We start from the raw sequence: 19,632 nt of genomic DNA, 5'->3' as shown, positions 1-19,632 counted from the left end.
CCAGGGGAGAGAGATCCATGCCCGCAGGCCTGAAGCTGCTATTGGCCACCACCATCCTCGCCGCCGCGCCCGCAATCGCGCAGCAGGCGCCGACAGCGTTGTCCGGTGTCGCCCATCCTGACAAATGGCCGGCGGCCAAGAGCCAGGGCCTGATCGATCCCGCCACCGAAAAGTTCGTCACCGATCTGCTGGCGAAGATGACGCTGGAGGAGAAGGTCGGCCAGATGATCCAGGCCGATATCGGCAGCATCAAGCCCGAGGATCTGGCGGTCTATCCGCTGGGCTCGATCCTCGCGGGCGGCAGCTCGCCGCCGATCGGCGCGCCCGACCGCAGCCCCCGCGGGCCGTGGCTGGCGACCGCGCAGGCGTTCCAGAAGGCCGCGCTCGCCCGCAAGGGCAGTCATGTCGCCATCCCGATCATGTTCGGCATCGACGCAGTCCACGGCAACAACAATGTCGTCGGCGCGACACTCTTCCCGCACAATGTCGGCCTGGGCGCGATGCGCGACCCGGCGCTGATGGAGAAGATCGGCCGCGCGACCGCCGAGGAAACGAGCTCGGTTGGCATCGACTGGGCGTTCGGGCCGACGCTCGCCGTACCGCAGGACGAGCGCTGGGGCCGCGCGTACGAGGGCTATTCGGAAGAACCCGAGGTCGTGCGCAGCTATGCCGGGGCGATGATCCGCGGCCTGCAGGGCGCGCCCGGCACCAAGGACCGGCTCCAGAAGGGCTATGTCGCGGCTTCGGCCAAGCATTTCCTCGGCGACGGCGGCACCTTTGGCGGGCAGGACCAGGGCGACACGCGTGTCTCCGAGGACGAGCTGATCCGCATCCACAATGCCGGCTATCCGGGCGCGATCGATGCCGGCACGATGACCGTGATGGCCTCGTTCAGCAGCTGGAACGGCGTGAAAATGCACGGCAACAAGTCGCTGCTCACCGATGTGCTGAAGGGCAAGATGGGCTTTGACGGTTTCGTCGTCGGCGATTGGAACGGCCATGCCCAGGTGCCGGGCTGCACCCCTACCGATTGCGCCGCGACGTTCAATGCCGGGCTCGACATGGCGATGGCGCCGGACAGCTGGAAGGGGCTGTACGAATCGACCATCGCGCATGTGAAGGACGGCACGATCCCGATGGCGCGGGTGGACGATGCGGTGCGCCGGATCCTGCGCGTGAAGGTGCAGATGGGCCTGTTCAACGCCGCCCGCCCCTATGAGAGCAAGCCCGAGCTGGTCGGCGCCGCCGAGCATCGCGCGATCGCGCGGCAGGCCGTCGCGGAGTCACTCGTGCTGCTGAAGAACAGCGGCGTGCTGCCGGTGAAGGCGAGCGCCAATGTGCTGGTCGCGGGGCCGGGTGCCGATTCGATGGCGCAGCAGTCGGGCGGCTGGACGCTCAGCTGGCAGGGCGACGGCAACCCGAACAGCATGTTCCCGAACGGGGAGACGATCTTCGCGGGCATCCAGGCGGCGGTGAAGGCCGGCGGCGGCACCGCGACGCTTTCGGCGGACGGCAGCTTCACGGCCAAGCCCGATGTCGCCATCGTGGTGTTCGGCGAGGAGCCCTATGCCGAGATGCGCGGCGACGTCCGCACGCTGGAATTCCAGCCGGGCGACAAGCAGGCGCTGGCGCTGCTCAAGAAGCTGAAGGCCGCGGGCGTGCCGGTCGTCTCGGTGTTCCTGTCGGGCCGCCCGCTCTGGGTGAACCCCGAGCTCAACGCCTCGGATGCGTTCGTCGCCGCCTGGCTGCCGGGCAGCGAAGGTGCGGGCGTGGCCGACGTGCTGATCGGCGACAAGGCAGGCAAGCCGCGCCGCGACTTCACCGGCAAACTCTCGTTCAGTTGGCCCAAGACCGCGGGGCAGTTCACGCTCAACCGCGGCGAGCCGGGCTATGACCCGCTCTTCGCGTTCGGCTATGGCCTGAGCTACGCCAAGCCCGGCAATGTCGGTGCGCTGAGCGAAGTCTCGGGCGTCGATGCGTCGCTGGCCAACACCAGCATTTTCTTCGCCAAGGGGGTCGCGCCGGCGCCCTTCTCCTTCGCGACCGACAGCAAGATCACCCGCAAGACCGTCGACGGCCCGGCGACCCAGGAAGGCGCGCAGCAGCTGACCTGGCCTGCGGGTCCGGCGACGCTGCGCATCGGCGGGAGCGATCTCGACCTTAGCCGCGAGACCAATGGCGACCTGTCGCTGCGGCTGGTCTACCGCGTCGATGCTGGCCCGACCGGTCCGGTGCGGCTGTCGATGGAAGGCGGCAAGAACACGGGAACGATCGACGCGACCAGCCTGTTCACCGGCAAGCGCGGCTGGCAGACGGTCAACGTGCTGCTGAAATGCTATCAGAAGAACGGAGTCGACGTGACCAAGGTGAACGCACCGATCGTGCTCCAGGCGAACGGGCCCTTCACGCTCTCGCTGGCCGAGGCGAAGATCGTGTCCGATCCCGCCAACTCGGTTTGCCCGGGCCAATGAGCGGGATCGAGGTCGTCACGATTGCGCGCGGGGCATTCCGCGCGCAGTTCCTCACTTTGGGTGCGACGCTCCACCGGCTGGAGGTGCCCGATCGGCAGGGCCGGTCGGACAATGTCGTGCTCGGCTATGCCGACCTCGAGGACTATCGCCGCCAGCCGCCGCGCTATTACGGCGCGGTGGCGGGGCGCTATGCCAACCGCATCGCCGGTGGCCGCTTTACGCTGGACGGCGAGACCTTCCAGCTGACCACCAACGAGAATGGCAACAGCCTCCATTCGGGGCCGGACGGGTTCGACCAGCAGCTCTGGACGGTCGAAGCGCGTAGCGACGATGCCGTCACCTTTCGCCTCGACACGCCGCATGGCTGGAACGGCTTCCCCGGCGATCTGGTTGCGCGGGTGGAATATGCGCTGGAGGAGGACGGGCTGGCGGTGCGCTTCACCGCCACGGCGGACCGGGCGACGATCGTCAACCTGACGCAGCACGCCTATTTCAATCTCGCTGGCGAAGGCAGCGGGGCGACCGTGCTCGATCATCTGCTGCAGATCCCGGCGGGCGCGATCACCCCGGTGAACGACGCGCTGATCCCGACGGGGGCGTTGGCGCCGGTGGAGGGCGGCCCCTTCGACTTCCGCAGCCCCAAGCCGATCGGTCGCGACATCGATGCGGCGGATGCGCAGCTCGCGCTGGGGCAGGGCTACGATCATAATTTCGTGCTGGATGGTCCGGCCGGGTTCGAGCGCCGGATCGCGACGCTGTTCGATCCGGGCTCCGGCCGCGTGCTGGAGGTGCATTCGACCGAGCCGGGCGTGCAGTTCTACTCGGGCAATTATCTTGCGGACGGCGCGCCGGGGACCGGCGGTGGTGTCTATCCGAAGCGCGGCGGGTTGTGCCTGGAGCCGCAGAAGTTTCCCGACAGCCCCAACCAGCCGGGGTTCCCCTCGGCGCGGATCGAGGCGGGGGAGACGTATCGCCACAGCATGGCGTTCCGGTTTCGCACGGCTGGGGATGTGGACGCGGCGTTCCAACTTTGAGCCCTTCCTACTGGGGGGCTTAAGGAAGTCAGGTTGTTCGCGCCGCCCGTCCCAGATACACGACCGCCATGGCAAAAGCAGAGCGCCTCGAACGGCTGGACCATCGTCGCATCGAACTCGAGGCCGAGTATCGCGCCGCGCTGATCGAGGCGCTGGAGCGCACCGCCGCGGGCAAATGGGGGCTGTTCGACCACCAGAAGGACCGGCATGCCCGCGCCGCAACCCGGCCGACGCTCGATCATCTGGCCGAACTGGGCGAGGAGATCGACGACGCGCGCGATCGGCTCGGCCTGCCGCCCTTCGCGCTTCAGCAGGAATTTCTTGCCGCGCGCGGCCCGGTCGGGCCCTCGGCGGTCGGCGAGCCCAAGCAGGCACAGGCCTGGCTGGCGCGTCTCGCGGCGGAGGACCCCGCGTCGAGCTGAAGCCAGCGCGTTACTCGGTTTCTTCGAGCGCGGCCTCGGCGGCGGCGCGCGCTTCCTCTTCCTTCTTCTTGCCCTGGTCGTAGTGCCACTTGATGGCGAAGAACATGCCCGTGCCGAACACGGCGAGCTTGAACGTGCCCAGCAGAATCGGAACCCAAATCATCGTAACCACCTGATCTGCGCCGTGCGGTCATCGGCCGCGACGGCTAGCGCGCCGACGCTCTCGCACAAATCAGCGCCAAACAAAACCCATACGAAGTGCCTTATGCATCCGTACAATCGCGGATCTAGGGTGCCCGGGTGCCTGCCGCAACGCCAGCGCCTCAGTCGGCGTCGCCCCCGTCGCCCCCGCCCGCACGCTGCGAATAGGTGATGCGGATCCGCACCCAGCTGCCGATCATGAGCCGGCTGTTGACTCGCGGTGCCTTCACCCGGAACTGGAACGCCGCCTGGCGTACCGCACCGGCATAGCCCGAGCCGCGCGGGAATTCGCCGAGTTCCTGGCAATCGGTCACCTGGTAGCGCTCGATCGTCCGGCAGGCGACTTCGCCCCAACCCTCCCGGCCCAGCGCGCGCTGCGGCAGATAGGGGGAGAGCTGGGCGTTGGTCGGACGCCGATACCAGTCGGCGGCGTAGAGCGTCTCGCCGTGCGGGCCGGTGCCGGCACGGGGGGTATCGTCGGCGCCGCTGCCGCCGCCGGCATCGGCGCTCTGGGTGTTGCCCTGGTCCCCCGCCTGCGCGGCGGGTGCCTTGGCGATATCGGTCGCGGCATAGTCGCGCCGGCTCATCACGATGAAGCTCGGTGGGCCGCTGGATACCGGCGGCACGACGGGCGGCGGGGGCAGGTCCGCGGTAGGGGGCGTCGGCTGCTCCGCCGCCGCCTTTTCACCCGCGCGCTTGTGGGCCTTTTCGGGTGCCTTGGCCGCGTCCTTCTCGGCCGGGGCCTGCTCGCCTTCCGAGGCCTCGATCCCGAACACGACCGTCTTGGGTTTTTGCTTCGGCTCGATGTGCGGCGCCATCCACAGCAGCAGGAGCGCGATCAGCAGCTCGATCGCCAGCGCCAGCAGAATGGCGACGGTGCGCCCGCGCAGCGAGACGCGCAACCGGCGCACGGACGAGGCGGAAGAGGTGGATAGCATGGCGCGCGGGACACTCAGGACAAGGCGACGCCGGGGATTCGAGCTCCACCCCGGCGGTCGCTATACGCCGTGGCGGACGCGGCGGGATTGGGGCGAAAGCGTGTCGGCATTCCGCATTCCCGCCGCGATGTGTAACGACCCTCGTAACAATCAGTCGCGCAGCAGCTCGTTGATACCCGTCTTGCTGCGGGTCTGTGCGTCGACGGTCTTGACGATCACCGCGCAGTAGAGGCCGGGCTTGCCGTTCTCGGCGGGCAGGGTGCCGGGCACCACCACCGCATAGGGCGGCACTTCGCCGCGATAGACCTGGCCGGTCGCGCGATCGACGACCTTCGTCGAGGCGCCGAGATAGACCCCCATCGACAGCACCGCGCCTTCGCCGACGCGCACGCCCTCGGCCACTTCCGAACGCGCGCCGATGAACGCGCCGTCACCGATGATCACCGGATCGGCCTGCAGCGGCTCGAGCACGCCGCCGATGCCGACGCCGCCCGAGAGATGGACGTTCTTGCCGATCTGCGCGCAGCTGCCCACCGTCGTCCAGGTATCGACCATGGTGCCTTCACCGACATAGGCGCCGATGTTGACGAAGCTCGGCATCAGCACCGCGCCCTTGGCGATGTGCGCGCCGTGGCGGACGATGCTGCCCGGCACCGCGCGGAAGCCGGCGTCGCGGAACGCGCCCTCGCCCCAGCCGGTGAACTTCGACGGCACCTTGTCGAACCAGGCGGTGCCTTCGGGGCCGGGGACGACGACATTGTCGTTGAGGCGGAAGCTGAGCAGCACGGCCTTCTTGAGCCACTGGTTGACCTGCCAGCCGCCGTCCACCCGCTCGGCGACGCGGGCTTCGCCGCGATCGAGCAGGTTCAGCGCTTCGGCGACGGCTTCCCGCACCGCGCCTTCGGTGGCGAAGCTCAGGTTCGCGCGGTCTTCCCAGGCGGCGTCGATCGTCGCGGCGAGATCGGTCATGTCAGCTCTCCAAGATGCTGTGGAGCCAGGCTCCGAGATCGGTGATGGTATAGTCGATGAAGCTGCGGTCGGCGTCCGGCGCCTGTTCCGAGCCATTGTCGATCCAGACGGTGGTCATGCCGATCGCCTTGGCGGGCCCCAGGTTGCGCGCCATGTCCTCGACGAACAGGCAGGCATGGGGGTCGAGGCCATAAGCGTCGCACAGGCCCCGATAGGCGGCGGGCTCCGGCTTGGGGCGGTAGCTGGTGGCGTGGATGTCGTGGATCGCCTCGAACGTTTCACCAAGGCCCAGCCGGTCGAGCACCTTCTGCGCATAGGGCGCATCGCCGTTGGTGAAGATCAGCTTGCGGCCGGGCAAGCGGGCCAGCGCCTCGACCAGCGCCTCGTTCGCCTCCAGCACGCTCATGTCGACATCGTGGACATAGTCCAGATAGTCGTGCGGATCGGTGCCGTGTTCCTGGATCAGGCCGTACAGCGTGGCGCCGTGCGCGTGGAAATAGGCTTTCTGCACCTTGTGCGCCTCTTCCGGCGAGCAATGGAGCAGGCGCTGAACATATTCGCCGATCCGCGCATCGATCATCGCGAACAGGTTGGCGCTCGCGGGATAGAGCGTGTTGTCCAGATCGAAGATCCAGGTGCGGACGTGCGAGAGCGAGGCGAGCATCGCCGGCGCGTGTAGGAGGTGCCCTCCGCCGCCGCAAGCGCCGAGCGCGCCGCGCCCCGCAGGGACTCCTATGGCGCCCAGGTAAACGCAAAAAAAACCAATCGGCGGGTAGGTGATGATCCTCCTGATACGAAGGTTTTCGGTATGCGAGTGGCGTTACGCGTAGGTTGGATGCACACGGCGGCGATCGGCGGCCTCGTGGCGCTCGGCGCGTGCAGCGGCGGCGGCGGTGTCGCAAGCGCGCCCGCGCCGACCCCCGCGCCGGCGCAGATCCCGGCACCCGCGCCTTCTCCCACGCCCAGCCCGACTCCGGTGCCCACCCCGACACCCACCCCGGTGCCGAGCCCGACGCCGACCCCTACCCCGACGCCGACCCCGACACCGGCCACCAACTACGACACCACCGAATATCGTGCGACGGTCGGCGCCGTTTCGATGAACGCGCTGGTCGCCTACAAGAGCGGCGCAATCGGCACCAGTATCAAGGTCGGCGTGATCGACTCGGGCATCGACGTGCAGAGCGCCGAATTCGGCGACTGTTCGGGCGGGTTGGGTACCGGCACCTGCCGCATTCTCGCCAGTTCCAGCGATCCTGGCGGTAACGGGACGGTGGACGATGTCGGCGGGCACGGCACCGCGGTTGCGTTCACCATCGCCGGGCGGCGCAACGATGCGGGCACGCAAGGCGTGGCGTTCAACGCACAGCTTGTCGTCGAGCGTGCTGACCAGCCGGGTAGCTGCAACGGCACCGATACTACCACCTGCAAATTCTCCGACACTGCGATCGCTCAGGGGCTGGACCGCGCCCGGCAGGCGGGCGCGCGCGTCGTCAACATCTCGCTCGGCGGCGATTCGGCTTCGTCGACGCTGGCCTCGGCGATCGACCGCGCGACCGCGGCCGGCGTAATCGTGGTCATCGCGGCGGGGAACGACGGCGCCGCGAATCCGGACGCCTTCACCAGCGCGGCGATGAACCAGGCGATCGCGCGTGGCCTGGTGATCATCGCCGGATCGGTGAATTCCAGCGACGTGATTTCCAGCTTCTCCAACCGCGCCGGAACCTCGGCCCCCGTCTATCTGGCCGCGGTCGGGGAGGGCGTCCGTGCGCCGGATGCGAAGAATACCGCTTATATCTGGTCCGGCACGTCCTTCTCGGCACCGCAGATCACCGGGGCGATCGCGCTGCTTGCCCAGGCTTTCCCCAATTTGACGGGCCAGCAGATCGTCGACCTGCTCTACGCGACGGCGCGCGACGTGGGCGATCCGGGCGTGGACGCGATCTATGGGCGCGGCGTGCTCGATCTCACCCGCGCCTTCCAGCCGGTCGGCGCCATGTCGGTGGCGGGCACCAGCGCAGTGATCTCGCCGACGGTCAATGGCACGCTGAGCGGGCCGATGGGCGATGCCAGCCAGGGCGCGCTCGGCATGGCGGCGCTCGATTCCTTCGGTCGCGCCTATGCGACGACGATCACCAACAGCTTCCAGCGGCAGAGCCTGTCGCGCAACCTGCCGGCGCTGATGGCGGCGCGGGATCGCAGCTTCTCGGTGGGCGACGACCAGATGCGCGTAGCGGTGTCGCTCGTGCCCGCGGGCGATTCGGTGCAGATCGAACGGCTCGGCATCACCAGCCGCGACGCGGGCGTGGCGCGGATGCTGGCGACGACGGTGAGCGGCCGGCTGGGCTCCAAGGTGCAGTTCGCCTTCGGCGCCTCGCAGACCGGCAACGTGCTGACCGCGCAGCTGGCGGGCCGCGCCGACCCCGCCTTCCTGATCGCGCGCGATCCGCTGAGCAATGCCGGCTTCGATACCGATGTCGGGGGATCGGCGGCGGTGCGCCAGGCGATCGGCCCCTGGGGGCTGACGGTCGCCAGCGAAGTCGGCAATGTGCTCAGCCAGCGGGCGGGCGATGCGGCGGCCTTGCAGGCACGCTGGCTGCGCTTCGGCTATGACCGCAGCACGGTCGCGCTGGATCGCCGCTTCGGCGGGCTCAACGCCAGTCTCGGCCTGACCCGCTTGTCGGAAAACAACACGGTGCTGGGCGCGCGATTCAGCGCGGGCCTGGGTGCGGCGCGGGCGAGCAGCTTGTTCGCCGATCTGGGCGTGCGCTGGGATCTCGGCCTGGGGCTGAGCCTCGGCGGATCGCTCCGCCAGGGCTGGACCAACGTGCACCTGCGCGAAGGCATCCAGGGTTCCGGCCTTATCCGCACCGATGCCTGGGCGGCGGACATCGGCAAGGATGGGCTGTTCGGCAGCGACTCGATCGGCTTGCGCGTCGCCCAGCCGTTGCGCGTGGCCCGCGGTGGCATCGGCCTCACCCTGCCGCAGGGCTGGGACTATGGTACGCTCAGCGTGACCAGCTGGAGCAGCGAGCGGATCAACCTCGCGCCGGTGGGCCGCGAAATCGACTATGAGCTTCGCTATCACTGGCGCTTCGCCGACGGCGATGTGAGCAGCAACCTGTTCCTACGCCGCCAGCCGGGCAACATCGCCGCGATGCCGAGCGACCTGGGTGGCGCGGTGCGGCTGAACTGGGGCTTCTGACGGCTTTCCCTGGCAGCGGCGCGCCTGTAGGGCGGGCAGGCTGCCAGGAGAGACGTGATGATCGAGATCACCAGCGCGCGGCTAACCGCCGCGATCAACCCGCACGGGGCCGAGCTCTCGTCGCTGCGCGACCCCGCCGGGCGCGAGCTGATGACGGATGGCGATCCCGCCTTCTGGTCCGGTCACGCGCCGCTGCTGTTCCCGATCGTCGGGCGGCTGGTCGGCGACCGCTATCGGCTGGACGGCAAGGACTATAGCCTGCCGCAGCATGGCTTCGCCCGGCGCCGCGACTTCGCGCTGGTGGAGCAGGGCGCCGATCGCGTGACGTTCCGGCTGGAAGACGATGCCGGGACCCGCGCGGTCTATCCCTTCGCCTTCACCCTCGATGCGACCTATCGCTTGGAAGACACCACGCTGTGGGTCGAGATCGCGGTGACCAACCGCGACACGCGCGACATGCCTGCCAGCTTCGGATTCCATCCGGCGTTCGCCTGGCCGCTGCCTTATGGGCATTCGCGGGCCGATCACCGCATCCTGTTCGACGAGCCGGAATTCTCGTCGCTCCGCTACATCGGCGAGGGCGGCATCGCGCCAGACCGCCGGACCAGCCCGGTGGAGGGCCAAAAGCTGCCGCTTTCCGACGCGCTGTTCACCGCCGACGCGCTGATCTGGGACCAGCTCGCCAGCCGGGGGCTGCTCTATGGTGCGGAAGAGGGCCCGCAGCTGCGCATCCGCTTCCCGGATACCGGCCTGCTCGGCATCTGGACCAAGCCGGGGGCGCGCTTCGTCTGCGTCGAGCCCTGGTGGGGCATCGCCGATCCGGCGGGCTTCGACGGCGAGATCTGGGACAAGCCCGGCATCCAGCGGCTCGCGCCCGGCGAGACGCGGCGCTTCGCCATGGATGTGACGCTGGTCGACTGAGGGACATCCACGCCCACTCGCTGCTGGATAAAAACCCCGCCACCGACTAAGGCGTCGCGATTCTCCCTCCCGTTCGAAGTACCCGCATGTCCCCCTCCGATCGTCGTACGTTCGCCATCATCTCGCACCCGGACGCGGGCAAGACCACGCTTACCGAAAAGCTGCTGCTGTTCGGCGGCGCGATCCATCTTGCCGGCGAAGTGAAGGCGCGGGGGCAGGCGCGGCGTGCGCGTTCGGACTGGATGAAGATCGAGCAGCAGCGCGGCATCTCGGTCACCAGCTCGGTGATGACCTTCGAGCGGCAGGGCGTGACCTTCAACCTGCTCGACACGCCGGGCCACGAGGACTTCTCGGAAGACACCTACCGCACACTGACCGCCGTCGACTCCGCGGTGATGGTGATCGACGTCGCCAAGGGCATCGAGAGCCAGACGCGCAAGCTGTTCGAGGTCTGCCGGCTGCGCAACGTGCCGATCATCACCTTCGTCAACAAGGTCGACCGCGAGGGACGCGAAGTGTTCGCGACGCTGGACGAAGTGGCGGAGTTGCTCCAGCTCGACGTGGTGCCGATGACCTGGCCGGTAGGCATGGGCGGCACCTTCGAGGGCATTTTCGACCTCGCCAACAACCGCCTGCTGCTCCCCGAAGGCGACAGCCGCGAATTCCAGGGCAAGGTGATCCAGACCAGCGGCGTGAACGATCCGCAGCTCGACGCGATCGTCTCGCCCGCCAATCTCGCCAAGCTGCGCGAGGATGTCGAGCTGGCGCAGGCCGGCTATGCGACGTTCGACGGCGAGGCCTTTCGCAACGGCGACATGACGCCCGTCTATTTCGGCTCGGCGCTGAAGGAGTTCGGCGTGGATTCGCTGATCGCCGCGATCGCCGAGTTCGCCCCGCCGCCGCACGCGCTGCCCGCCGAGCCCGAGCCGGTGGAGCCGACCCGCGACGAGGTGACCGGCTTCGTGTTCAAGGTCCAGGCCAATATGGACCCCAACCACCGCGACCGCATCGCGTTCATGCGGCTGGTCTCGGGCACCTTCAAGCGCGGCATGAAGCTGACGCCGACCGGGCACGGCAAGCCGATCGCGATCCACTCGCCGATCCTGTTCTTCGCCCGCGAGCGTGAACTCGCAGACGAGGCGTTTCCGGGCGACATCATCGGCATCCCCAACCACGGCACGCTGCGCGTGGGCGATACGCTGTCCGAGCGGGCGGGGGTGCGCTTCACCGGGCTTCCCAACTTCGCGCCGGAAATCCTGCGCCGCGTGCAGCTGAAGGACCCGACCAAGACCAAGCAGCTGCGCAAGGCGCTCGACGATCTGTCGGAAGAGGGCGTGATCCAGGTCTTCTATCCGGAGATCGGATCGAACTGGATCATCGGCGTGGTCGGCCAGCTGCAGCTCGACGTGCTGCTCAGCCGGCTGGATGCGGAATATAAGGTGGGCGCGGTGCTCGAGCCTTCGCCCTATGACACCGCGCGCTGGATCTCGTCGGACGATGCCGCCGCGCTCAAGGAATTCCTCGACCTCAACCGCGGCGCACTCGCCAAGGATCGCGACGGCAACCCTGTCTTCCTGGCCAAGTCGGCCTGGGAAGTCGGGTATATTGCCGAGCGCTACAGCAAGGTGAAGTTCGCGGCGACGCGCGAGCGGTAATCAGGCCGCTGCGCGCTGCGGCTCGCGGCTGCGTTCGCCCAGCCCGCTGGCGATCCAGTCGCGGATGCGCTCGGCGCGGCCGCGATCGGCTTCGAACTTGGCGAGCAGTTCCTGGGCGCCCTCGGTGGGGCTGCCGGCGGCGCGCATCATCGCGAGCACTTCCTGCTGGGCGGCAATGTGGCGCTCCGCGAGCACCACATTCTTCTCGGCTTTGGCGAGGTCGGTCGGGGTATAGCTCATATGGTTATTATAGAAGTAAGGATGCGGCAGCGGGAATCGCGCCGCTATTCGACCCAGTCCGCCGCCAGCCGGCGGCTCGCCAGCGCCATCAGAATGCCGGCGACGAGGTAGAGGCCAAGGCCCGCCGCGATCGCGTAGCGCAGGCCGTCTGCCGCCCCGTAGGCCGGCGTCAGCTGCTTGGAGAGCAGGCCGATCACCCAACTGCCCAGGCCAAGCCCGATCAGGTTGTTGATCAGCAGGAACGAGGCCGAGGCGGTGGCGCGCATCTGCGGCGGCACGAGGTGCTGGACGGCGGTGAGGACGGGCCCCAGCCAGACATAGACCAGCGCCTGCGGCACCAGGAACAGCAGGAACGCCGCCTGCCAGCTCTGCGCCAGCACGCCTGCGACGAACAACGGCAGGCCGAGGACGTAGCAGATCGCCGGAGCGAGCGCGTACCACTTGCGATCACGGCGCCCGAGTCGGTCGCCCAGCCAGCCGCCCAGCAGGATGCCCGCCACGCCGCCGGTGAGCGCGAGGCCGCCGAAGAACTGGCCGACCTGCGCGAGGTCGAGCTGGAAGCTGCGCAGGATCAGGCTCGGCAGCCAGAATGCCACGCCGTATCCGCACATCGACCCCGCCGCCGCGCCGAAGGCAAGCAGCCAGAAGCTCGGCTTGGTTGCGAGGATGCCGAAGACGCGGGAGAGCGGCACCTGGTCTTTGGCCGGGGTCACGCGCGGGGGATCACGAACGAGCAGCTTGAACGGTACCGCGATCGCCAGCCCGAGCAGCCCGACGACGAGGAAGGCGGTCCGCCACTCCACCGTCTGGGCGATATAGCCGCCGAGCAATGCGCCGCCCGCCGAGCCGAGCGGAATGCCGAGCGAATAGATCGACAGCGCGCGCGACCGGCGCTCGGCCGGATAGGCGTCTGCGATCAGCGCATAGCTCGGCGCGACCCCGCCCGCCTCGCCCACGCCGACGCCCAGGCGGAAGAGGAACATGCTCGTGAAATGCTGCGCCGTGCCGCACAGCGCGGTGAAGGCGCTCCACACGCCCAGCGAGACGGCGATCACCCAGCTGCGGCTGGTGCGGTCCGCCAGCATCGCCAGCGGGATGGCGAGGGTGGAATAGAGCAGCGCGAAGGCGAAACCGCCCAGCATGCCGAGCTGCCCATCGTCGAGCCCCAGGTCCGCCTTCACAGGCTGGGCAAGGATCGAGAGGATCTGCCGGTCTAGGAAGTTGAAGATATAGACCAGCAGCAGCATCGCGAGGACGAGGCCGCGTGGGGCGGCGGGGCGGGTTGGGTGTGGGGGCATGGTGGGTCCTTTGTGCGCGGCCGGTTCTGAAAGCGCCAGCGCGTTTGCTGCCGAGCACCCTCACCCTTCCGCGGCTTCGCCGCTCCTTCCCTCTCCCTTGGAAGGGAGAGGGGTTGTAGCGCCCTCTCCCTTCCAAGGGAGAGGGAGGGGACCCGCCGCCGTAGGCGGTGGGGAGGGTGAGGGTGATGGCGCGCCCCTAGAACTTCACCGTCCCCGTCACGAACACCTGGCGCGGATTGCCGTAATAGCCGGTCAGCACGCCCTCGGTCCCCAGCGTCGGCATATAGGCCCCGGCCGGCGTGCGCAGGAAGTCGCCCGTGTCCGGGTTCTGCGCGAGGAAGTTGTAGCCGGAGACGATGTAGCGCTTGTCGAACAGGTTGCGGCCATGCACCCCGATCGAGAACCTCTTGTCGATGTCCCAGTTCACATTCGCGTCGAACAGCGTGAAGCCGGGCTGGTCCAGCATCGGCGTGCGCAGCTCGAACTGCTGCGAGGCGCTGCGATAGGAGGCGGTGAAGCTCGCCGCCACCTGGCCGTCGTTGCCCACCGGCACCGAATAGCCGATCGTGCCGCTCGCGGTCCAATCGGGGGTGTTCTGGATGCGACGGCGATTGGCGACGTCGATCCCGCGCGAGTCGATGAAGCGGAGGTAGCGCGCATCGAGATAGCCGACCGACCAGTTGAGGTTGAGCGTGCCGCCGCGGGCACCGAGATCGCGCGCGGCGATCAAATTACCCTCGAACTCGACGCCCCGCATTCGCGCCTTGCCGGCATTCGTGGTGATGCCGATGAAGGTCTGCTGGCCGTTGATCGTGGTGCCGATCGAACCCGGCACCTGCACGTCGGTGTAATCGGCGTGGAACGCGGCGAGCGCAAAGGTCAGCCGCCGATCGAACAGCGCCGCCTTGTAGCCCAGCTCATAGCTGGTGACGTTCTCGGGGTCGAACGACATGAAGTCATAGATCTGGGCGGGTGTGCAGGCCGCGCCGCTCGGCGTCTTGCACGCGCTGGTCTGCCCGCGCGGATCGAAGCCGCCGCCCTTGAAGCCCTTCGACCAGCTTGCGTAGAGCGTATGGTCCCGGCTCGGCTTGAAGCTGATTGAGGCGCGGGGCGTGAACTTCTTGAAGTCGGCGCTGCCGCGGAAGTCCGAGGTAGTGAGGGCAAGGACGCCGGTGCCACCGAAATAGGGCGAGCCGCCGCCAAGATAGGTCTGGCGCAGCACGCGCGACTGGCGCTGGTCCCAGGTATAGCGCCCGCCGGCCGAGATGCTGAACATCGGGGTGAGATCGTAGGTGAAGTCGCCGAACACCGCAACGGTATCGGTGTTCACGTCGCCGAAGGTCAGCGCGGTCACGCCGCCGGGCAGGCGCACGTCGAACACGGTGCGCGCCTTGGCATCGAGATAATAGACGCCGAGCAGGCCCGAGAGGCCGCCGGTATCCACCAGCAGCTGTGCTTCCTGGCTGAACTGCTTGTTGTTGTAGAAGGCCGGTACGTCGACCTGCACCGCCGGCAGCGCGTCGAAGTCGATCGGCGTGGCGCTGTCGTCCTTGCGATACGCGGTGATCGAGCGGAAGGTCAGCCAGTCGGCCGGGCGGAGTTCGGCCAGCCCGGTGACACCCCAGGCCTTCACGTCCTGGCGCGGCGTGACCAGACCGCCCTGCGAATCGAACTTGTCGACCAGCACCGGCGTGCCGCTGACGATGCCGGGGATCAGCCGGTGGCCGCCGCGGCTGTTGCTCTTGTCATGGGTATAGTCGCCGGAGACGCGGAAGAAGGCGCTGGTGCTCGGTTCGTACTCGACCGTGCCGCGGGCGGCCCACAGGTCCTTGTTGTAATTGTCCTGGCCCGTGGTGAGGTTGGTGCCGAAGCCGCCGCGGCTCAGCCGCGCGCCGGCCGCGCCGATCTTGAGCCCGGTGTCGCCGATCGGTGCGCTGCCGCTCACCACCAGATCGGCCTGGTTGTACGAGCCATAGCTGCCGCGCAGCTGAAGAGTCGGGTCGGTGCCGATCCGCTTGGTGACGTATTTTACCGCGCCGCCGATCGTGTTGCGGCCATACAGCGTGCCCTGCGGCCCGCGCAGCACTTCGATCCGCTCGACGTCGTAGATGTCGAGCACCGCCGCCTGCGGGCGGTTCAGATACACGTCGTCGAGATAGAGCCCCACGCCCGCCTCGAACCCGGCGACCGGGTCCTGCTGGCCGACGCCGCGGATGAAGGCGGACAGCGTGTTGTTGGTGCCCCGCGATACCTCGAGCGAGACGTTCGGCGCCGACTGGGCGATGTCGGTAATGTCGAGCGCGCCCTGGGCATTGAGCTGCGCGCCGCTGATCGCGGTGACGGCGATCGGCACGTCGATCAGGCTTTCGGCGCGGCGGCGGGCAGTGACGATGATCTCGCCATCCTGCTGTTGCTGCGCGATTTCGGTGGTCTGGCCGGCGGCTTCGCTGTCCTGGGCGAAGGCGGGCGTTGCGGCGAGCAGTGCGGCGCTCGCGAGCAGGACGATACGAACGGAATCGTGCCGTGACATGGTAATCCTCCCCTGGTGCAACCCATCTTTGAACGCGGGTTGTAAGCCGTTGCCGGACGCTATACTGAAACCTGAACCGGGTTTCAACTTGGGATTGAAAGGGGAGGCGGAGCATGGCGGGCGATCGTGGCATTGCAGCCACTTCCGGAGTTGGAGCGGGCGAAGCGGCCAGCGACGCCAAGGTGCCGCGCACCGAACGCGGCCGCCGCACGCTGCGCGCGATCCTCGATGCGGCAGCGGCGGAGTTCGGCGAGAAGGGCTTTCACGACGGCTCGATCAGCGGGATCACCCGGCGGGCCGGTGTCGCGCTGGGTAGCTTCTACACCTATTTCGATTCGAAGGACGCGGTGTTCCGCGCGCTGGTCCGCGACATGAGCGATCAGGTGCGCGAGCATGTCGGCCCGGCGCTGCGCGGCGCGCGCGACCAGATCGATGCCGAGCGCGCCGCGCTGCTCGCCTTCATCCGCTTCGCGCGCACGCACAAGGAGATCTACCGGATCGTCGACGAGGCCGAGTTCGTCGATCCCGCCAGTTTCCGCCACCATTATGCGAGCACCGCCGATCGCATCGCCGCCCGCCTGCGCGCCGCCGCCGAGCGCGGCGAAGTGCGCGACGATGTCGGCGAGATCCACGCCTGGGCGATCATGGGGATGAACGTGTTCCTCGGCCTGCGCTACAGCGTGTGGGACGAGGGCACCCCGCCCGAGGCGATCGCCGACGTGGTGGCGCAGCTGCTGGCACGGGGGATCGGCACCGGCCGCTAGGGGCTTGCAACGCCAAGTCGCGCCGCTAGCGTGTCCTATATGAACAATACACAAGCTTCCGGGCGGTTTGCTTTCCGTCTGGCCGGCATCGGCCTGGCGTTCGGCGCAGCGACCCACCTCGCCGCCTATGCCGCCGGTCCGGTATGGATGGCCTGGCTTGGCGCGCCGCCGGTCGTGCTTGCCTCGCGCGCCGCGGGGACGTGGCTCGCGCCGGTGGGGACGATGCTGATCGCGGGGCTGCTGCTGGGGCTGGCCGCCCTGTGCCGAGTGCCGCCACGCGGGCGGCTGCACCGCGCGGCGCTGGCGGGGATTGCCGGCCTGTTCGTCCTTCGCGGGCTGCTGGTGCTGCCCTATTGGGCGGGGCTGCGCGACCTGCGCACGCCGATCGGCCGCTTCGTGATCCTTGGCGATTCGTTCGCCGCCGGCTCGCTCCTTGTGCTGGCGATCGGCCTGCTGCTGGCGGGCGGGCTGGCCGCCACCCGCCGACAGCCCCTTACTTCTTCGCGAGCAGATCCTTGAGCCCGGCCAGGGCCTTGGTCGGGCCGGCTTCCTCCTCGCTCTTCACCCCCGCCTCGCGCAGCACCTCGGCGGCGCGCGGGCTGCGCGGATAGGGATCGAGTTCGAGCGCCATCGTCTCGGCCGCGGCTTCGCCGAGGTCGATCGTGCCGCCCGAATAGAAAACGGTGTCGCACTCGTCCTCGCTCAGCTCCACCTCGTCCTCGCCGGTGGTGGTCGCTTCGGGGACGAAGCGGATCGCGAAATCCTGCTCGACCTTGGCGGGCAACGGGTCGCCGGTGACGACGCAGGCTTGCGTGAGCCGTGCGGAGAGGTGGCCGCGGGCGACCACGCCCTGCGCATCGCGGCGCAGATGGTAGACGGCCTCCAGCTTCTCGATGGTCTTGAGACCGAAGCGGGTGCTGAGCGCGGCGCGCTCGTCCTCGTTCGCGGTGATCTGGACGTCGCTTTCGCCGGCGCCGATCTGGTCGAGCCGGTGGGGGCGGGGAAATTCTACATCGGCCATTCGGGAAGCTCTCCTGCGATTACCCGCGCCAGCGGCAGTGCTGCCAGCGTATCGCGAAAGGCGCGCAGCTGCGCCTCGACATGGGTGAGGGCGGCGGGCGCGGGGGCCTCGCCGCGATAGAGGTTGCGGACCAGTGCCGGGCCGAGGTCGCCCTCGGCCAGCCCGCTGCGATAGGCGCCGAGCCGGCCGCCGAGCATGCCCATCATCCGGCCGACATGCTTGCCGACGATGATGTCGCCAATGCCGATCTCGCGCAGCTGGCCGTCCATATCGTCGATGAAGCATTCGGCGAGCGCGGTGCTGACGGGAATGCCGGCAGGCTCCGCCTCCAGCCGCAGCAGCACCATGCACAGCACCGCGGCGATCATGTCGAACCGGCCGTCGACCGTGTCCGGCACCGCGCCGTCGGTGTACCAGTGCGGCGCACGGCCGCGCGCGACGACCCCCGCATAGAGCTGCGGGGCGGTGCCGCGATCGGGCTTGCCGAAGAGCCGCTGGAGCATTCGCATCGCCGTTGTTCGTGCCTTCCTTGGGTGCGACCTTGTTTGGCCGCATTTTGCCGCATATTGAGGCCTTCGGCCCGCGATGCAATCCGGGGGCCGCTCGTGTTTGCCTGGAGATCCTGATGTCGCTTCCCGTTCGCACGCTCGGCACCGCCGCGTTGTTGGTCGTGCTCGGCACCACCGCCTGTACGCCGGTGCGGACGCATCAGGGCTATGTCGTCGATCACGATCTGGTCGCCTCGGTGCAGCCGGGCATAGATACCCGCGACTCGGTGATGCAGACGCTGGGTCATCCGAGCTTCACCAGCCAGTTCAACGAAGGCGAATGGTTCTACGTCTCGCGCGACAGCAGCAACTTCGCCTTCCGCAACCCGAAGGTGAAGAGCCAGACGACGCTGCGCATCCGCTTCGATCAGGCCGGTAACGTGAAGTCGATCGACCAGACCGGCGTCGAGCTCGACGCGTCGATCAGTCCGTACGGCAAGACCACGCCGACGCTGGGCCGTCATCGCAGCTTCTTCTCCGATCTGTTCGGCAATATCGGCACCGTCGGCGCGCCGGGTGCGGGTGGTGGTCCCGGCGGCGGTGGCAATACCGGCCCGTAATTGCTTGCTCCCGACTGACCGGATCGTTCTCGCAACGTTCAGCCGTGCTTCTACATAGATCGTCCCAAGCCGGCCTTCGGACCGGCGGGTATGATCAGGATGGAGAAGCATATGAAGAAGCTCGTTCCCATCGCCCTGCTGACGGCGATCGCGGCGCCCGCGCTGCTGGTGCCGGCGAGCGCAATGGCGCAGTCGCGCGCCGAGCTGCGTGACGACCGCCGCGACATTCGCGACGCCGAGCACGACCTGCGCCGCGCGCAATGGTCGGGCGATCCGCGCCGCATCCACGAGGAACGTCGCGACCTGCGCGACGCGCACCGAGAATATCGCGAGGATCTGCGCGACCGCGACCGCCGCTGGGCCGAGAATGACTGGCGCACCTGGCGCGACCGCAACCGCGGCCTCTATGCCCGTGGCGAATGGCGGGCGCCGTTCCGCTATTATCGCTTCCAGCCGGGCGCGCGGATCGGCACGGTCTATTACGGCCCGCGCTACGTGATCGGCGATCCCTGGCGGTATCACCTGCCCCGCCCTGCTTTCGGCCAGCAATGGGTGCGCCACTATAACGACGTGCTGCTCGTCGATACGCGGCGTGGCGCCGTGATCCGGGTGGTCCCCGGCTTCTACTGGTAACAAAAAAAGGGCCGCATCGATCCTGTCGATGCGGCCGTTTCAGGTTGCGGGTTATCCAAGGGATCTGTTGCGCCAGCATAACGGCGCACGGGCATTAGAGTTCCCAAGAAAAATATCGCCGGAATGGTGCAATCCTTCGGGCAAAATCGCCTGCGCCACGGCGGTATTACGACGTTCCCGTGCTGGTTCCTGAAACGTTCGGGTTGCCCTAACTGCATTTCC

19 protein-coding genes are annotated in these 19,632 nt (G+C 68.2%); 10 read left to right on the top strand and 9 right to left on the bottom strand.

Features of this window, described 5'->3' with window-relative positions:
- Nucleotides 1-17 precede the first annotated feature (17 nt).
- From ACTJKY_RS01290 to ACTJKY_RS01280, 3 genes are all read left to right on the top strand, one after another.
- Nucleotides 18-2,471 (top strand): glycoside hydrolase family 3 N-terminal domain-containing protein, encoded by a 2,454-nt coding sequence (locus ACTJKY_RS01290; protein WP_440843674.1) that lies wholly within the window; start codon nt 18-20, stop codon nt 2,469-2,471.
- Entirely contained in the window at nt 2,468-3,505 is a 1,038-nt protein-coding gene (locus ACTJKY_RS01285) for an aldose epimerase family protein (RefSeq protein ID WP_440843673.1), read from the top strand. Before ACTJKY_RS01290 ends, ACTJKY_RS01285 begins: the two co-directional genes overlap by 4 nt.
- A gap of 68 nt (nt 3,506-3,573) precedes the next feature.
- Entirely contained in the window at nt 3,574-3,927 is a 354-nt protein-coding gene (locus tag ACTJKY_RS01280) for a hypothetical protein (RefSeq protein WP_440843672.1), read from the top strand.
- 10 nt (nt 3,928-3,937) lie between these two features.
- On the opposite strand, the gene ACTJKY_RS01275 is transcribed toward ACTJKY_RS01280, so the two are convergent.
- The 4 genes from ACTJKY_RS01275 to ACTJKY_RS01260 all read right to left on the bottom strand — a co-directional run bounded on the left by ACTJKY_RS01275 (nt 3,938) and on the right by ACTJKY_RS01260 (nt 6,699).
- On the bottom strand, nt 3,938-4,090 hold the full coding sequence (locus ACTJKY_RS01275; protein WP_440843671.1) for a hypothetical protein: 153 nt from the start codon (nt 4,088-4,090) through the stop codon (nt 3,938-3,940).
- 160 nt (nt 4,091-4,250) lie between these two features.
- On the bottom strand, nt 4,251-5,066 hold the full coding sequence (locus ACTJKY_RS01270; protein ID WP_440843670.1) for a hypothetical protein: 816 nt from the start codon (nt 5,064-5,066) through the stop codon (nt 4,251-4,253).
- Nucleotides 5,067-5,216: 150 nt separating this feature from the next.
- Nucleotides 5,217-6,035: a 2,3,4,5-tetrahydropyridine-2,6-dicarboxylate N-succinyltransferase gene (gene dapD, locus ACTJKY_RS01265; RefSeq protein ID WP_440843669.1), complete on the bottom strand. Its 819-nt coding sequence runs from the start codon at nt 6,033-6,035 to the stop codon at nt 5,217-5,219.
- 1 nt (nt 6,036) lies between these two features.
- A complete protein-coding gene (locus tag ACTJKY_RS01260) occupies nt 6,037-6,699 on the bottom strand; it encodes a pyrimidine 5'-nucleotidase (RefSeq protein ID WP_440843668.1) in 663 nt (220 codons plus the stop codon).
- A gap of 171 nt (nt 6,700-6,870) precedes the next feature.
- Between ACTJKY_RS01260 and ACTJKY_RS01255 the strand changes: the two genes are divergently transcribed.
- The 3 genes from ACTJKY_RS01255 (at nt 6,871) to ACTJKY_RS01245 (ending at nt 11,816) form a co-directional block, all read left to right on the top strand.
- A complete protein-coding gene (locus ACTJKY_RS01255) occupies nt 6,871-9,240 on the top strand; it encodes a S8 family peptidase (protein ID WP_440843667.1) in 2,370 nt (789 codons plus the stop codon).
- Nucleotides 9,241-9,297: 57 nt separating this feature from the next.
- Nucleotides 9,298-10,161 carry an aldose 1-epimerase family protein gene (locus ACTJKY_RS01250; protein WP_440843666.1) on the top strand — a complete coding sequence of 288 codons (864 nt, stop codon included), beginning with the start codon at nt 9,298-9,300 and terminating at the stop codon, nt 10,159-10,161.
- 86 nt (nt 10,162-10,247) lie between these two features.
- The gene (locus ACTJKY_RS01245; protein WP_440843664.1) at nt 10,248-11,816 is read left to right on the top strand and encodes a peptide chain release factor 3; all 1,569 of its coding nucleotides are present in this window, start codon (nt 10,248-10,250) and stop codon (nt 11,814-11,816) included.
- Here the strand turns inward: ACTJKY_RS01245 and ACTJKY_RS01240 are convergent, their stop codons facing one another.
- The 3 genes from ACTJKY_RS01240 to ACTJKY_RS01230 all read right to left on the bottom strand — a co-directional run bounded on the left by ACTJKY_RS01240 (nt 11,817) and on the right by ACTJKY_RS01230 (nt 15,884).
- Nucleotides 11,817-12,056, bottom strand: coding sequence for a hypothetical protein (locus ACTJKY_RS01240; protein WP_440843663.1), 240 nt, complete (start codon nt 12,054-12,056; stop codon nt 11,817-11,819). It lies immediately after the preceding gene.
- A 44-nt stretch (nt 12,057-12,100) separates the two neighbouring features.
- On the bottom strand, nt 12,101-13,354 hold the full coding sequence (locus ACTJKY_RS01235) for a spinster family MFS transporter (protein ID WP_440843661.1): 1,254 nt from the start codon (nt 13,352-13,354) through the stop codon (nt 12,101-12,103).
- A 196-nt stretch (nt 13,355-13,550) separates the two neighbouring features.
- Nucleotides 13,551-15,884, bottom strand: coding sequence for a TonB-dependent receptor (locus ACTJKY_RS01230; RefSeq protein ID WP_440843660.1), 2,334 nt, complete (start codon nt 15,882-15,884; stop codon nt 13,551-13,553).
- A 113-nt stretch (nt 15,885-15,997) separates the two neighbouring features.
- Here ACTJKY_RS01230 and ACTJKY_RS01225 point away from each other — a divergent pair, with 113 nt between their 5' ends.
- Both ACTJKY_RS01225 and ACTJKY_RS01220 read left to right on the top strand, forming a co-directional pair.
- Nucleotides 15,998-16,648, top strand: coding sequence for a TetR/AcrR family transcriptional regulator (locus ACTJKY_RS01225; RefSeq protein ID WP_440843659.1), 651 nt, complete (start codon nt 15,998-16,000; stop codon nt 16,646-16,648).
- A 39-nt stretch (nt 16,649-16,687) separates the two neighbouring features.
- A complete protein-coding gene (locus ACTJKY_RS01220; protein WP_440843658.1) occupies nt 16,688-17,167 on the top strand; it encodes a hypothetical protein in 480 nt (159 codons plus the stop codon).
- Here the strand turns inward: ACTJKY_RS01220 and ACTJKY_RS01215 are convergent.
- A complete protein-coding gene (locus tag ACTJKY_RS01215) occupies nt 17,142-17,669 on the bottom strand; it encodes a YceD family protein (protein WP_440843657.1) in 528 nt (175 codons plus the stop codon). The two genes, ACTJKY_RS01220 and ACTJKY_RS01215, sit on opposite strands and share 26 nt — an antisense overlap.
- A complete protein-coding gene (locus ACTJKY_RS01210) occupies nt 17,657-18,178 on the bottom strand; it encodes a ubiquinol-cytochrome C chaperone family protein (RefSeq protein ID WP_440843656.1) in 522 nt (173 codons plus the stop codon). The genes ACTJKY_RS01215 and ACTJKY_RS01210 overlap by 13 nt, the downstream gene beginning before the upstream one ends.
- A 116-nt stretch (nt 18,179-18,294) precedes the next feature.
- On the opposite strand from ACTJKY_RS01210, the gene ACTJKY_RS01205 reads away from it, so the two are divergent.
- Both ACTJKY_RS01205 and ACTJKY_RS01200 read left to right on the top strand, forming a co-directional pair.
- Nucleotides 18,295-18,777, top strand: coding sequence for an outer membrane protein assembly factor BamE (locus ACTJKY_RS01205; protein ID WP_440843655.1), 483 nt, complete (start codon nt 18,295-18,297; stop codon nt 18,775-18,777).
- Between the two features lie 111 nt (nt 18,778-18,888).
- Nucleotides 18,889-19,410 (top strand): RcnB family protein, encoded by a 522-nt coding sequence (locus ACTJKY_RS01200; protein WP_440843654.1) that lies wholly within the window; start codon nt 18,889-18,891, stop codon nt 19,408-19,410.
- Nucleotides 19,411-19,632: the final 222 nt, after the last annotated feature.

The sequence above is a fragment of the Sphingomonas sp. 22176 genome, from assembly GCF_052045505.1.
Taxonomy (GTDB): Bacteria; Pseudomonadota; Alphaproteobacteria; order Sphingomonadales; family Sphingomonadaceae; genus Sphingomonas.
This window is presented reverse-complemented; position numbering and strand designations above follow the sequence as displayed.